The 14,287-nt window shown below is 35.9% G+C and carries 14 protein-coding genes and 1 other annotated feature; of the genes, 1 reads left to right on the top strand and 13 read right to left on the bottom strand.

The window, feature by feature from the left end:
- Positions 1 to 43: 43 nt before the first annotated feature.
- The 11 genes from ileS to spoIIGA all read right to left on the bottom strand — a co-directional run bounded on the left by ileS (position 44) and on the right by spoIIGA (position 10,070).
- A complete protein-coding gene (gene ileS / locus KDN24_RS09995; protein ID WP_409974714.1) occupies positions 44 to 2,815 on the bottom strand; it encodes an isoleucine--tRNA ligase in 2,772 nt (923 codons plus the stop codon).
- Positions 2,816 to 2,907: 92 nt separating this feature from the next.
- Positions 2,908 to 3,145: a binding site (T-box leader), on the bottom strand.
- Positions 3,146 to 3,189: 44 nt separating this feature from the next.
- Positions 3,190 to 3,705 carry a DivIVA domain-containing protein gene (locus tag KDN24_RS09990; protein ID WP_409974713.1) on the bottom strand — a complete coding sequence of 172 codons (516 nt, stop codon included), beginning with the start codon at positions 3,703 to 3,705 and terminating at the stop codon, positions 3,190 to 3,192.
- Positions 3,706 to 3,842: 137 nt separating this feature from the next.
- A complete protein-coding gene (locus tag KDN24_RS09985) occupies positions 3,843 to 4,616 on the bottom strand; it encodes a YlmH family RNA-binding protein (protein WP_409974712.1) in 774 nt (257 codons plus the stop codon).
- A gap of 64 nt (positions 4,617 to 4,680) precedes the next feature.
- Positions 4,681 to 4,944: a YggT family protein gene (locus tag KDN24_RS09980; protein WP_409974711.1), complete on the bottom strand. Its 264-nt coding sequence runs from the start codon at positions 4,942 to 4,944 to the stop codon at positions 4,681 to 4,683.
- Between the two features lie 6 nt (positions 4,945 to 4,950).
- Complete coding sequence (locus KDN24_RS09975; RefSeq protein ID WP_409974710.1) at positions 4,951 to 5,394, bottom strand: cell division protein SepF; 444 nt, start codon at positions 5,392 to 5,394, stop codon at positions 4,951 to 4,953.
- Positions 5,395 to 5,409: 15 nt separating this feature from the next.
- Complete coding sequence (locus tag KDN24_RS09970; protein ID WP_409974709.1) at positions 5,410 to 6,087, bottom strand: YggS family pyridoxal phosphate-dependent enzyme; 678 nt, start codon at positions 6,085 to 6,087, stop codon at positions 5,410 to 5,412.
- On the bottom strand, positions 6,088 to 6,915 hold the full coding sequence (gene pgeF / locus KDN24_RS09965; RefSeq protein ID WP_409974708.1) for a peptidoglycan editing factor PgeF: 828 nt from the start codon (positions 6,913 to 6,915) through the stop codon (positions 6,088 to 6,090).
- A gap of 97 nt (positions 6,916 to 7,012) precedes the next feature.
- Complete coding sequence (locus tag KDN24_RS09960; RefSeq protein WP_409974707.1) at positions 7,013 to 7,282, bottom strand: YlmC/YmxH family sporulation protein; 270 nt, start codon at positions 7,280 to 7,282, stop codon at positions 7,013 to 7,015.
- A gap of 184 nt (positions 7,283 to 7,466) precedes the next feature.
- Complete coding sequence (sigG, locus tag KDN24_RS09955) at positions 7,467 to 8,246, bottom strand: RNA polymerase sporulation sigma factor SigG (RefSeq protein ID WP_409974706.1); 780 nt, start codon at positions 8,244 to 8,246, stop codon at positions 7,467 to 7,469.
- A 155-nt stretch (positions 8,247 to 8,401) separates the two neighbouring features.
- Positions 8,402 to 9,121, bottom strand: coding sequence for an RNA polymerase sporulation sigma factor SigE (sigE, locus tag KDN24_RS09950; RefSeq protein WP_409974705.1), 720 nt, complete (start codon positions 9,119 to 9,121; stop codon positions 8,402 to 8,404).
- Positions 9,122 to 9,140: 19 nt separating this feature from the next.
- Positions 9,141 to 10,070 (bottom strand): sigma-E processing peptidase SpoIIGA, encoded by a 930-nt coding sequence (gene spoIIGA, locus KDN24_RS09945; protein WP_409974704.1) that lies wholly within the window; start codon positions 10,068 to 10,070, stop codon positions 9,141 to 9,143.
- Positions 10,071 to 10,334: 264 nt separating this feature from the next.
- Here spoIIGA and hmpA point away from each other — a divergent pair, with 264 nt between their 5' ends.
- A complete protein-coding gene (hmpA, locus tag KDN24_RS09940; protein WP_409974703.1) occupies positions 10,335 to 11,564 on the top strand; it encodes an NO-inducible flavohemoprotein in 1,230 nt (409 codons plus the stop codon).
- 123 nt (positions 11,565 to 11,687) lie between these two features.
- Here hmpA and ftsZ read toward each other — a convergent pair whose 3' ends face one another.
- On the bottom strand, positions 11,688 to 12,827 hold the full coding sequence (gene ftsZ, locus KDN24_RS09935; protein ID WP_409974702.1) for a cell division protein FtsZ: 1,140 nt from the start codon (positions 12,825 to 12,827) through the stop codon (positions 11,688 to 11,690).
- Between the two features lie 79 nt (positions 12,828 to 12,906).
- Complete coding sequence (ftsA, locus tag KDN24_RS09930) at positions 12,907 to 14,196, bottom strand: cell division protein FtsA (protein WP_409974701.1); 1,290 nt, start codon at positions 14,194 to 14,196, stop codon at positions 12,907 to 12,909.
- Positions 14,197 to 14,287 lie beyond the last annotated feature (91 nt).

The raw sequence follows: 14,287 nt of genomic DNA, 5'->3' as shown, positions 1-14,287 counted from the left end.
TAGAAAAACCCCCTATTTATAAAAATAGGGGGTTAGACAAATACTATACTAAATGGCTGTAATGTTCCTTTACAACATCTGCACAGCGTGGGCATAATGTTTCAAATTCTTCTACTTGCCCAACTTCAGGTGTAACAATCCAGCAGCGTTCACATGTTTTTCCTTCTGCTTTTGAGACGACAATCGCTGTATGTTCAAATTTATGAGCGCTTTCTGGAGCTTCCTCATAGCTTCCTGCAATTTCAAAACTGGATACAATGAAAATTTGCTTCATATTCTCTTTAATTGAATGAAGTAACTCTTTAACATGATCATTAACATATAAGGTCACTTTCGCATTTAGAGATTTGCCAATCATTTTTTCGTTACGTGCCTCTTCTAAAGCCTTTAATACATCATCACGAAGTTTCATAAAGGAAGACCATTTTTCTTCCAATTCCTTCGCATTCTGTAATTCCTTATATTCAGGAAGGTCTGTTAATTGGACACTTTCTTCTTTAACAGAAGGAATGAATACCCATACCTCATCAGCAGTATGCGCTAATATTGGTGCAACTAGTTTCGTTAATACAATCAAACTTTCATAAAGCACTGTTTGAATAGCGCGACGATCAGGATGATCAGCGCCTTCAATATAAAGAACATCCTTTGCAAAATCTAAATAAAATGCACTTAAATCTAACGTACAGAAATTATTAACTGCATGATAAACATCAGAGAAATTATAATTTTCATATGCTTCACGAACATACTTAATTAATTTATTTAATTTTACAAGAATGAATTGATCAACATCACGTAAATCTTCATATGCTACTGTATTTTCAGCAGGATTAAAATCAGCAAGATTTCCAAGCAGGAAACGGAAAGTATTACGGATTTTTCGGTATACTTCTGCAACTTGCTTCAAAATAGCATCAGAAACACGCACATCAGCTTGGTAGTCAACAGAAGCAACCCATAGTCTTAATATATCAGCACCGAGTTGATTCATTACTTTAGCAGGTACAACAACATTTCCAATTGATTTACTCATCTTTCTGCCTTCTCCGTCTAAAGCAAAACCATGACTTAACACACCTTTATAAGGCGCTTTACCCGTAACAGCAACAGCCGTTGAAAGAGATGAATTAAACCAGCCTCTATATTGGTCAGAGCCCTCTAAATACAGATCAGCAGGTCTCTGTAAATCTTCACGTTCTAGCAATACTGCTTGATGAGATGAGCCTGAATCAAACCAAACATCCATAATGTCAGTTTCTTTCGTAAATTTCCCATTTGGACTTCCTGGATGTGTAAAGCCTTCAGGAAGCAAATCTTTTGCTTCTTTTTCAAACCAAATATTTGAACCAAATTCCCTAAATAGATTTGAAACATGATTAATTGTTTCATCTGTAATAATCTCTTCTCCATTTTCCGTATAGAAGACAGGAATCGGAACACCCCATGCGCGTTGACGAGAAATGCACCAGTCACCACGATCACGTACCATATTAAATAATCTTGTCTCTCCCCAAGCTGGGATCCATTTTGTTTCTTTTACTGCTTCTAATAGTTCATTACGGAAATCTTTAATAGAAGCAAACCATTGTGCAGTCGCTCTATAAATCACTGGCTTTTTCGTTCTCCAATCATGTGGATAAGAATGAGTGATGAACGCAATCTTTAACAATGCTCCTGCTTCTTCAAGTTTTTCTGTGATCGGTTTGTTAGCTGCGTCATAGAACAAACCTTCAAATCCTGGCGCTTCATTCGTCATATGTCCACGATCATCTACTGGACATAAAACGTCAAGGCCATATTTATTTCCAACGTAAAAGTCATCTTCCCCATGTCCAGGGGCAGTATGAACACAGCCAGTTCCAGCATCAATCGTAACATGTTCACCTAGGACAACAAGTGATTCTCGATCATATAAAGGATGTTTTGCTTTAATATATTCTAATTCGCTGCCTTTTACTGTTTTTACAACTTGGACATCTTCCCAGCCAATCTCTTTCGTAACTGCTGCTAATAAATCTTCCGCAACCACATAGTTTTGTCCATTTGCTTTAACAACCACATATGTTAACTCAGGATGAACAGCAATTCCTAAGTTAGCAGGAATTGTCCACGGTGTAGTTGTCCAAATAATAATTTGATCATGAGTCTCTAGAACACCTTTTCCATCCATTACGTTAAATCCAACGTAAATGGATGGAGAACGCTTATCTTTATATTCTATTTCAGCTTCAGCTAAGGCAGATTCTGAAGAAGGAGACCAATATACAGGTTTCTTGCCTTTATAAATATAGCCTTTTTTCGCCATTTCACCAAATACTTTAATTTGCTGTGCCTCATACTCTGGTTTCAGTGTAATATATGGATTTTCCCAATCCCCTCTTACACCTAGACGCTTAAACTGAGTGCGTTGACTATCAATTTGTTCATAAGCATATTCTTCACAAAGCTTTCGGAACTCAGCAACGGTCATTTCTTTCCGATCTACACCTTTATTCGTCAAAGCCTGTTCAATCGGGAGACCGTGAGTGTCCCAGCCAGGGACATAAGGTGCATTAAATCCACTCATTGATTTATAGCGAACAATAAAGTCTTTTAAAATTTTATTTAATGCGTGCCCCATATGAATATCACCGTTTGCATATGGAGGACCATCGTGTAATACAAACATTGGACGGCCTTTCGTACGCTCTTGGACTTTTTTGTAAATATTCATTTCTTCCCATTTTTCCTGAATATCAGGCTCGCGCTTCGGTAAATTACCTCGCATTGGGAACTCCGTATTTGGCATTAGTAAAGTATCTTTGTAATCCATTTCATATTCCTCCCGATGGTTCAATAGCTCCATAATTACCATTTTCTAAAACATTAAAACTTATAATGAAAATAAAAAAACCTCCCATCCCTAAAAGGGACGAGAAGGTATATCTCCCGTGGTACCACCCTTGTAGATAGAAATGCCATTTCTATCCGCTCAAGCATTCGTAACGTGAATGATTCGCCTTCTTCTAATTATCCAGTCGGATGTTCAAAAAGGAACTCAAGGGTGATTTTCCAATTTTCTGCTTATTTCGAGCTCCCACCTTCCCCGATTCGCTAATGATAAGCTTCATGAAAATTGTACTATCCCTATCTTCGTAAAGATATAATACTTATTGTTTGAATTATATGCAAAAAAGCTAGCATTCGTCAAGCTAATGAATCTTCTTCCTGTGCGGACTTTAATTCAGTTGCATCAAGCTCATAATCGAGTAAGTGCTCCCAATCATCACTGCTTAACAAATCTAATTGTGCTTCAATAAGCATTTTGAAACGAGTTCTAAATACTTTTGATTGCTTTTTCAATTCTTCGATTTCTAAAGCTATTTTCCTTGCTTTAGATAATGATTCATTAACAATTCGATCAGCATTCTTCTCAGCTTCTTTAATAATCAACTTCGCTTCCTTTTGAGCATTTCGCTTCACTTCTTCAGCTGCCTCTTGAGCAACGATAATTGACTTATTTAAAGTTTCCTCAATATTAGTAAAATGGCCGATTCGCTCATTTTGATCGTTTAACTTTTCTTCTAAATCTTTTTTTTCACGGATTACTATTTCGTAATCTTTAATTACTTGATCAAGAAACTCATTTACTTCGTCCTCGTCATAACCGCGGAACCCTTTACTAAATTCTTTATTATGAATGTCTAGCGGTGTTAATGGCATCGTAGCCACCTCCCAAAGTCTGTTTGCTTATTTATGTAAGAATTAGAATCTATTAATTGAAAATAGATTCATTTTTGCATAAGTGCATATTTAAAAATATTTATTCGACAGCATCCCGTAAATTCCTGCAATAAAAATTATTTTTGCAATCCTGCCGTTATTCTCCATTTGTCTTTTTTTGTTTTCCCTTCTACTGCCATAATTTTGGCCCTTCCAAAACCCCTCACAGAGATGATATCACTTTCTTCACATTCAAAGGCTACATTGTCAATCATTGTCCAATTGACCTTCACGATTCCTTGTAGAATAAATACTTGCGATTTTTGCCTTGAAACATTATAAATAGCAGAAATAATGGTATCCAAACGAAGGGATGAAGCGGTTAATGATATTTCTTGCCATTTTTCACCGGTGAGAATTGCCTGATCCAATGGCAGCTTTCTTAAATTAACGGTTGCCTTGCCAATTGATTGTAGCTGCAATACGATATACTCTTCCACCTCTTTTGATACGAAAAATTGCACCCGATTATCGTGTAAAAGGATGTCACCAAACTTCCCTCGTTTTAATCCTAATGACATTAAACTTCCTAGTACTTGCGGATGTTCAATCGTAATAAACTTTTTCGGATAGTCAACCTCCAAAAGACAAACTTGAAAATCTGTTTCTTGACATTCGTAATAGTCTGGAAAAATAATTGCTCGTTTTCGCTCAGTAGCATTTGATCCACCGAAAAGCTCAAATTTCACATCTTGATTACTTCCAATTAGTTTTTTCACGATGTCCTGTTCTCTTGGATCTAGGAAATCTGTCAGCTTTGGGGCATATGTAGTCTCGACTGCCTCTTTCCAATTCAAAACTTGATCAATAAATTCCTTTTCCTCAGGGCGAAAATGCTGATAGACTGACATATATTAAACCTCGCCTTAAAAAAATCAAAAAGGGCTATTAATAAGCCCGTTTCTCCAAAATAGATTAGACAATCCAAGTGAATAATGTTCCTAAACCCATAACAGCGAATTTAAGTACAAAAATAGCGACAATTGGTGAAATATCAATCATTCCAAGCGGGGGAATAATCTTTCGAAATGGCTCTAAATATGGCTCACAAATTCTCGCCAAAAATTGGCCAATTCCAGTTTCCCTTGCATTTGGAAACCAAGACATTAATATATATATAATTAACGCCCAAGAATAAATATTAATTACATTCTGGATAATTATGAATAATTGTACCATTAAGTGTTACCACCTCGTATTTTCAAATTCATGTTCTTGCATAATTTGCGATATATTTCCTGAAACCTCAATATTATCAGGTGTACAAAGGAAAATATCGGTACCTATCTTTTGAATATCTCCGCCTATTGCATAAACGGTCCCACTTAAGAAATCTACAATTCGCTTTGCCTGATCTCTGTCAATTCTCTGTAAATTAACAACGACTGCACGTCTATTTTTTAAATGATCCGCAATATCTTGCGCTTCTGCATATACACGCGGTTCAACTAAAACCATTTTTGATGCTTTTTGTACACTTTGAAGGCTGACTATATTATTTTTTTGCGTCGCTTGCTTTTGTGTTTGTTTAATCGGCTCAATCTCATCTTCAATAAATTCTTCTTCTTCCTTATAATCGTATTCATCATCTAGGAAAAAAAATGTTTTAAATTTAGTTTTTAAACTCATCTCTTATTCAACCTCCTATTCCGATTCGCCTACTAAAGCCGTTCCGATTCGCACCATTGTTGCTCCCTCTTCTATCGCAATAACATAATCATTCGACATTCCCATCGACAACTCATTGCATGGTGCATAATCAAGCCTCAAATTTTGGATGTCTATTTGTAATTTTTTTAACTTTTGAAAACATGAACGTAATACTTTTTCATCCGAGGTTAACGGTGCCATTGTCATTAATCCGCAAATACGAATATTTGAAAATTCCTTTAGCTCAGAAACAAAATATTGAACCTCCTCTGGAGGTAGCCCTTGTTTTGATTCTTCACCAGAAACATTTACTTGAATAAAACAATTTACTAGATTATTTGCACGCTTATTTATTTCTTTTGCGAGTGATAAGTGGTCTAATGAATGAATATAATTCACTTTATCGATCACATTCTTCACTTTTCTAGATTGCAATGAACCGATGAAATGCCAAGTTGGCTTGTCCTTAAGTACTTCCCATTTAGCTTGAAGACCATCCTCACGGTTTTCACCTAAATGAGTGACACCTGCCTCAAATGCCTCCATTGCTCTTTCACTCGAAACATATTTGGTTACAGCAATAATCTTTATATCGTCAATAGAACGATTTGATCTTTCACAAGCTTTCTGAATCTGCTCATTTATATCCTTCAAATTTTCTGTGACTTTCATTTAAACTTCCAAATCCTCCTTCCAGCCGAGAAAACTCATCATTCTTCCTGTCTTCCCTTTATCTCTTCGATGGGAGAAAAAATGCTCGTCATGACAGCTGGTACATAAATTCGTTGTTCTTATATTTTCTTCCATTATTCCTGCTTTTAAAAGGAGCTGTTTATTCAGTTGTTTTAAATCAAGCTTGTATTGATCATCCTCTATTTGATTATATGGCTTATTACCATGATCTTCTAGTAATTTTTCAACAAAAGTAATTACACGAGTATCAACAAGATAACAATCTTTGCAAATGGACGGTCCGATAATAACTTGAATGTCTTCTTTTTCCATTCCCTCATTCTCAAATACGCTAACCATTTCTATAGCAATTCCTCCAACTGTTCCTTTCCAACCAGCATGAGCAATCCCAGTTACACCCGTCTTTTCATGTAAGAAAAAAAGCGGAACACAATCTGCATAACATAGCGTTGTTAAAATTCCTTTTTCTTGAGTAAAAAAACCATCCGTTCGTTTGAACGAATCTTCATAACGTAGAGAACCACGTCCTATCTCAGCAAAAGTCACTTTTTCTATGTTCATTTCATGTGTTTGTTCTGCACTTACCCATTTTCGGAGAGGAAAGTCGAGTATACTAGCCATTTGTTGCCGATTTTTTTGAACATCTTCGATGCAATCAGAAACATGAAGACCTAAATTCATCGTTGAAAATGATCCTTTGCTAAAGCCACCATTTTTAGTTGTGAATCCCGCCAAAAGCCCTTTATGCCTCTTTGCCCATTCATCAATGACAAAATATTCTTTTTCTTTTAAAACAAATGGCTCCATTGTTTAAATCCCCATCTCATCTTCCCGTTTCTATTTTTCAACATTTTTCTTTAGTTTACCATAACAAACGGCCGCTTCACAGTTAAAAGAGCAGAATTTACACATCTTCATCGACATCATTCAACAATGCCGTTTCTTGATGACGAACTAAAATGACGTCCTCTCCTATTTTGAGAATATTTTTCCATGGAATGATGATATCTTCTTCACGTCCGAAAAAGCCTAGCACCTTACCAGTGCCTCCAATAATAACCGCGTTTATTTTTCCTGTTTGGACATTAATATCAATATCTCCAATATTTCCGAGTTTTTTTCCATTTGCTACATTTACAACATCTTTCATTTGAAAATCAGAAATTTTAATCAACTAATCCACCCCCACATTATCTCCTATTTAAATATATGACTCATCCTGTTAAATTATCGTACTCTATAAAAGAAAAGCGTAACCGCCTAAGTTCAACGAGAAATAGCGAGTTGATGATGACTTATTATAGTAAGCTGGAGTGAATTCTGCTAATAAAATAAAAAAGCCACCTTGTTAGGCAGCTTTAACTTTGAATATTTTTATTCATTTGTTTGATGGCTGCTTTTTCAAGCCGAGAAACTTGAGCTTGAGAAATGCCAATCTCTTCTGCTACTTCCATTTGTGTCTTTCCTTGAAAGAAGCGTTTTCTTAAAATAAGTTTTTCACGCTCATTTAATCTACGCATCCCTTCTTTTAATGCTATTTCATCAATCCATAAAATATCTTTATTCCTCTCATCACTTAATTGGTCCATTACATAAATTGGGTCGCCACCGTCATTATAAATAGGTTCGAATAAAGATACTGGATCTTGAATCGCATCAAGTGCAAAGACAATTTCCTCATGTGGAACTTCTAATTCCTTTGCAATCTCTACTGCTGTTGGTTCCCTTGATGTTTTACTCATTAAGCGCTCTCTAACTTGCAAAGCTTTATACGCAATATCACGTAATGAACGAGAGACTCGAATTGGGTTATTGTCACGTAAATATCTCCTTATTTCCCCAATAATCATCGGAACAGCATAGGTGGAAAACTTCACATTTTGGCTTAAATCAAAATTATCGATCGATTTCATTAGGCCAATACAGCCGACTTGGAATAAGTCATCAACAAATTCTCCTCTGTTGTTGAAACGCTGAATCACACTTAACACAAGGCGTAAATTACCGTTAACAAGCTTTTCTCTTGCAGTAATATCTCCGCTTTGCATTTCTTTAAAGAGCTTTCTCATTTCTTCATTTTTTAACACTGGAAGCTTTGATGTATCAACACCGCAAATCTCCACTTTATTTCGAGTCAATTCTTTTCCCTCCTAACAGGAGCTGCTGTACAAAAACAGTATTTCCTTGAGGAGGAAAAATATGCACTGACATCATCTAGCTTTGATTAGCTAAACAGGAAAAAACATCATAAATACAAGCTTTATTTTATGTTTTAACTTTAAAAAATATTTTTTCATACCATTTTATTAAATTCCTTTTTTAGCCTCTTAATAATTCTTTTTTCCAATCTAGAAATATAAGACTGTGATATTCCCAACATATCTGCAACATCCTTCTGCGTTTTTTCTTCCCCGGTTCCTAAACCGAAGCGAAGTTCCATAATTTGTTTTTCCCGCTCAGAAAGCTGATGTAATGCTTTTAATAGCAGTTTCCGATCAACATTTGCTTCAAGATCTCTCGTAATAATATCCTCTTCCGTACCTAGTACATCTGAAAGCAGCAATTCATTTCCATCCCAGTCAATGTTTAATGGCTCATCAAACGAGACTTCAGAACGAATTTTATTATTCCTTCTTAAATACATCAATATTTCATTTTCAATACATCTTGAAGCATATGTAGCAAGCTTGATTTTCTTTTCGGGATTGAAGGTATTTACTGCTTTAATAAGCCCGATCGTACCAATACTAATTAAATCTTCGATATTTATTCCTGTATTCTCAAACTTTCTGGCAATATAAACAACTAATCTTAAATTTCGTTCAATTAAAATGGACCTTGCTGCCTTGTCACCATTAGGGAGCTTTTCAAGCAATATTTCCTCTTCTTCTTTGCTTAAAGGAGGAGGTAACGCTTCACTTCCACCAATATAGTATATTTCATCCGTTTTAATCCCAAGTTTAATTAATAGTTTATACCAATAATATGATAAGCGAAGTTTCAAGCGTTTCATGAATATCCTCCCTCTTTAATTAAATGGCGATATTTGCCTTTTTTGTACTTGTTAGCATTTTTGGATGAACAATACACTGGAAAGCATTATCGCCAGAAAACTGTTGCATCGAAAATGATACTAAGCCTTTTTCTACTTCTATTAGTCCATCTAGTTTTTCAAGGAAGATTTTATCAGGTTTTAGCGCAATAATAAGCTGGTGTTCTTGTCCAACGACTTTATACGGAATGACTTTTAATTTGCTAGTCCACTCAGATGGAACACTTTTTTTCCCTAATATTATTTCTTCTGGACTTTCTGCAATTTTTACGAGTGCGATTGGAAATTCTGCTGTTTTTTCCTTTATTGAAATGAACATTACTGGATTTTTTGTTATCGGCTCATACACTTGATTTCCACTATCTACAAGCCCCTTGAAATGATGAGTCATACCACTTATTTCAATCATGACATTTATTAATGATTCATATTGAATTTTCGTCACTTCTATACTATCCATGCTTCTTTTAGAAAAATGCCAAGCGATCGGAAAACCTAGCAAAACGAAAAGCCAACTAATGGGATCCCCAAAACCTTTCACACTTGCAAGAAAAACGGTTGAAGATAATTTGAAATCAAACTTAATAAAATAGTGTACGCCGATAAGGGCACCACCAATTAGAAAAGTTGTTAAATAAAAAGTCATCAGCCCACTTATAAAATAACGAAATCGTTTATAGCCAAAAACCGCCAATACCATTAAGATGGAGAATAATAATTTTGTTATTGGGTGACCTGAATAAACATTTATAGGGGTTACTGTCAATAATATAATGATTGAACCAATCAAGCCCCCAAGCATGATTCTCCAAAATTTAATTTCGCGCTTTAGGATGATGGCAGTGAAAAATAGGAGGAGGCTATCAAACAAAAAATTCAGCGCCCAAATGATGTCCAAATAAACCTCCAATCGCTTTCCTCCTTACTGAACAAATAAGATCATATGCATTTCTATTGCTATTAATCTGTTAAAAAGAGTATAGCCTACATCACTAGATGAAGTGTGTCACTTTCTGTTGTATAAACTATAGAATTTTTCTCTATTTCTTTCAAATTTTGTCAATATTTAGCTTAAACTTTTTATCGATAATAAAAACCGTGATCTAAATCACTATTTCCTGTTGTTTTTATCCCTATAATTACAGTGAAAATAATTTAAAAGGAGTCTTGACACATGTTACAACAGAAAACAATTGATATTATTAAAAGCACAGTCCCAGTTTTAGAAGAGCATGGGGAAGCCATTACAAAAAAATTCTACGAATTAATGTTTGCTAATCATCCTGAGTTATTAAACATTTTTAACCATGCAAATCAAAAACAAGGAAGGCAACAGAAAGCGCTAGCAAGCGCTGTATATGCCGCAGCAAAGTATATTGATCAATTGGAAGTAATCGTGCCTGTCGTTACTCAAATCGCCCATAAACACCGCTCATTAGGAATTAAGCCTGAACATTATCCAATCGTTGGCAAACATCTTCTATTAGCGATTAAAGAAGTTTTACAAAATGCAGCTACTGAAGAAATCATGACTGCATGGGAACTAGCTTATGGAGTTATTGCAGAAGCATTTATTCAGGTTGAATATAATTTATATCAACATGCAGAAGGTCAACAAGGAGGCTGGAAAGATTTTAGAGAATTCAAGGTCGATAAAATAGTAAAAGAAAGTGATGTTATTACATCCTTCTATTTTGTACCTGTTGACGAGGGAAAAATTGCTGCTTTTACATCGGGACAGTATATTAGTCTAAAACTTAAAAATATCCCAGGAGAGACAAATACACATATTCGCCAATATAGCTTATCTATTTCTCCAAATGAAGAGTTTTATCGAATTTCTGTAAAAAGAGAGGATAGCTTAAATAATAAGCCAGCAGGAGTTGTATCCAATTATTTGCATAACAATGTAAATGTAGGAGATATTGTGGAAATCAGTGCACCAGCTGGAGAATTTATTTTAGCGGAACAAGCTGAAAAACCAATCGTTCTTTTAAGTGGTGGAGTTGGAATTACACCAATGCTAAGCATGCTTCATCATTTAGCAGATAAAAACCAAGAAACTATTTTTATCCATGCCGCCGTAAATGGCAACGTTCATGCTTTTAAAGAGGAAGTAGGGAAAATTGTCGAGCAAAATCATTCCATTTCAAGCTATTATTGCTATGAAAAGCCAGCACAGCTTGATAAAGAGAATAAAGTATACCAAAAAGAAGGTTATATCACTTCTGAATGGTTAGAAGATGTAATACTCGATAAGCAATCAATCGTCTATATGTGTGGACCTGTTCCTTTTATGCAAGCAATGTATGAAGCATTATTGGAAGTGGGGATTTCTAATGAAAATATTCATTTCGAATTTTTTGGACCGGCAATGGAGTTGAAGCAGCCACATAAAGCATAATCATATACTGTTTTATATTAATAAAACGAAAGGCATGTCCCAGTTATGGACATGCCTTTTTTTGATAATCATAGTATTTACATATTAACTTTAGATGCGATTTATCGCTCCAACAACCATTAACTAGCGTCTGCGATTTCGATTACGCAAAAACGTAGGAATATCCAACGCTTCCTCCGGTTGTTGCGTATTACTCGTTCTAACCGGTTCATATGATGGCTCTTCTCTTTTTTGCTCTCGATTAATATTCCCCATTGTAGCTGGTTTTTGCTGTCCTACTGTAGGACGAACAGATTTTAAATGTGCTACATCCTCATTAAATCCTGTAGCAATGACAGTGACGACAATTTCATCATTTAAATTCTCATTTATTACTGAACCAAAAATCATGTTAACATCTTGATCTGACGCGGTTGCTACGATATCCGCAGCTTCTTGAACCTCGTAAAGACTAATGTTAGATCCACCTGATATATTCATAAGAACGCCTTGAGCCCCATCGATAGATGTCTCTAACAGCGGTGAGGAGATCGCCTTTTTCGCTGCTTCCGCTGCACGGTTTTCACCAGTAGCAACTCCAATTCCCATGAGTGCTGAACCTTTATTGGACATAATCGTTTTCACATCTGCAAAATCAAGATTAATAAGCCCTGGTACAGCAATCAATTCTGAAATACCTTGTACCCCTTGACGGAGAACATTATCAGCTTCACGGAATGCTTCAAGCATTGGGGTGCTCTTATCGACAATTTCTAATAACCTATCATTTGGAATCACAATTAATGTATCAACCGCTTCTTTCATTGAAGCGATTCCTCCAGCAGCCTGTGTTGCACGTTTACGTCCTTCAAAAGTAAATGGTCTAGTAACAATCCCAACTGTTAATGCCCCTAAATCACGAGCTATTTGAGCAATCACTGGGGCTGCTCCTGTCCCAGTTCCACCACCCATACCAGCAGTGACAAATACCATATCTGCACCTTTTAAAGCTTCTTCAAGTTGTTCTTTACTCTCTTCAGCTGCTTTTTTACCAACTTCAGGATTAGCGCCCGCACCAAGTCCACGAGTAAGCTTTCCCCCGATTTGCATTTTCACTTCTGCCTTAGAAAGATTTAATGCTTGCGCATCTGTATTAACGGCTATAAATTCAACACCTTGTACACCGTGCTCAATCATGCGGTTAACAGCATTATTACCGCCGCCACCTACGCCGATGACTTTTATCGTTGCTAATGAATCTAAATTCGTATCAAATTCCAACATGACAAATCCTCCTAATTCGTCGATATTCCAATGAACACCATTTTCTTATTTCCCTCTTTCATGAGGCAAAGAGTGAAAGTTATTCAAAAAAGTATCCGAGGAACTTCTTAACTCTTGATGTGATTTTTTCTTCCGGCTGTTTTTCCGGCTTTACTTTTTGTTGTGTTTGTTTTGGAGCTCGTTTTTCTTTACTTTCCTGCGGCATAATAGGAGATCCTCCTCCTATTTTTCTGCCTTGAATTTTTGCATTTTTATAAGCAAATTTTATTAATCCTACAGCAGTCGTGTATTGCGGCTCCCTAACACCGATATAATCTGGAACTGCAATACGGACACTATTTTGAAAAACCACTTCAGCTAATTCAAGCACTCCATCTGTATTAGCGACTCCACCTGTTAAGACATAGCCACCTGGTAAATCTTGAACACCTAAACGTTTTATCTCATTTTGGATTAGTTCAAAAATCTCTTCCATTCTCGCTTCAATAATATCGGAGATTTCTAGTTGATTAAATTGCTGATGCTGGTCACTTCCGATTATAGGTACACTAAATACTTCATCTTCTGAAGCATGATCGTAAAAAGCATAGCCATATTTCATTTTGATTTTTTCTGCATCTTCTGTTGAAGTACGCAGCCCAATAGATAAATCTTTTGTAATATGGTCTCCACCAATAGGAAGGACGCTTGTTGCTTTTAAAAAGCCTTGCTCAAATAATGCAATCGTTGTTGAACCTCCACCAATATCAACAAGGGCAACACCAAGATTCTTCTCATCTTTTGATAAGGCATATGCTCCTGCAGCTAGTGGTTGGAGAGTAATATCAAGAATTTGTAAACCCGCTCGTTCAACACATCGTAAAGTATTATGTAAGATTGTTTTTGATCCTGTAATAATTGTGCCTTCCATTTCTAGTCGTACACCAATCATTCCACGCGGATCATTTATTTCATCTAAGCCATCAACAATAAATTGCCTAGGGATTACATCAATAATATCTCTTTCAGGCGGTATGGAGACAACTTGAGCTGCTTCAATTACTCTAGCAACATCATCATCGGTTATTTCGCGATTTTCACTTGATACCGCTACAACACCGTGAGAAGGGTGAAGCATTACATGATTACCTGTAATTCCAACAATTACACTCGTAATTTCCATCCCTATCATTCTCTCAGCCTGTTCAATTGCCCTTCTAATAGAATGAACGGTTTCATCTATATCAACAATGGCTCCCTTTCTTAAGCCTTCAGACTGCACATTGCCAACACCAATTACATTTAAAGAGTCATTGACCATTTCCCCAATGATAACTTTTACACTGGATGTACCGATGTCAAGACTTACATATATTTCATTGTTGTTCATTCTTTGGCACCTCCTTTAGCAGTTCAACATCATTTCTTCATATTTATTTAATTTAATAATATATTAAAAATATTCGTCAAAACTATGCGTT

Origin of the sequence: Cytobacillus sp. Bva_UNVM-123 (assembly GCF_046351715.2) — a bacterium.
Classification (GTDB): Bacteria; Bacillota; Bacilli; order Bacillales; family Cytobacillaceae; genus Cytobacillus.
This window is presented reverse-complemented; position numbering and strand designations above follow the sequence as displayed.

Coding starts and splice junctions, on each gene's coding strand:
- KDN24_RS09975 (WP_409974710.1), bottom strand. CDS start 5,394: ATGAGTTTAAAAACTAAATTTAAAACATTTTTTTTCCTAGATGATGAA.
- pgeF (WP_409974708.1), bottom strand. CDS start 6,915: ATGGAGCCATTTGTTTTAAAAGAAAAAGAATATTTTGTCATTGATGAA.
- KDN24_RS09990 (WP_409974713.1), bottom strand. CDS start 3,705: ATGCCATTAACACCGCTAGACATTCATAATAAAGAATTTAGTAAAGGG.
- ftsZ (WP_409974702.1), bottom strand. CDS start 12,827: ATGTTGGAATTTGATACGAATTTAGATTCATTAGCAACGATAAAAGTC.
- sigE (WP_409974705.1), bottom strand. CDS start 9,121: ATGAAACGCTTGAAACTTCGCTTATCATATTATTGGTATAAACTATTA.
- KDN24_RS09970 (WP_409974709.1), bottom strand. CDS start 6,087: ATGAAAGTCACAGAAAATTTGAAGGATATAAATGAGCAGATTCAGAAA.
- KDN24_RS09980 (WP_409974711.1), bottom strand. CDS start 4,944: ATGGTACAATTATTCATAATTATCCAGAATGTAATTAATATTTATTCT.
- ileS (WP_409974714.1), bottom strand. CDS start 2,815: ATGGATTACAAAGATACTTTACTAATGCCAAATACGGAGTTCCCAATG.
- hmpA (WP_409974703.1), top strand. CDS start 10,335: ATGTTACAACAGAAAACAATTGATATTATTAAAAGCACAGTCCCAGTT.
- KDN24_RS09985 (WP_409974712.1), bottom strand. CDS start 4,616: ATGTCAGTCTATCAGCATTTTCGCCCTGAGGAAAAGGAATTTATTGAT.
- ftsA (WP_409974701.1), bottom strand. CDS start 14,196: ATGAACAACAATGAAATATATGTAAGTCTTGACATCGGTACATCCAGT.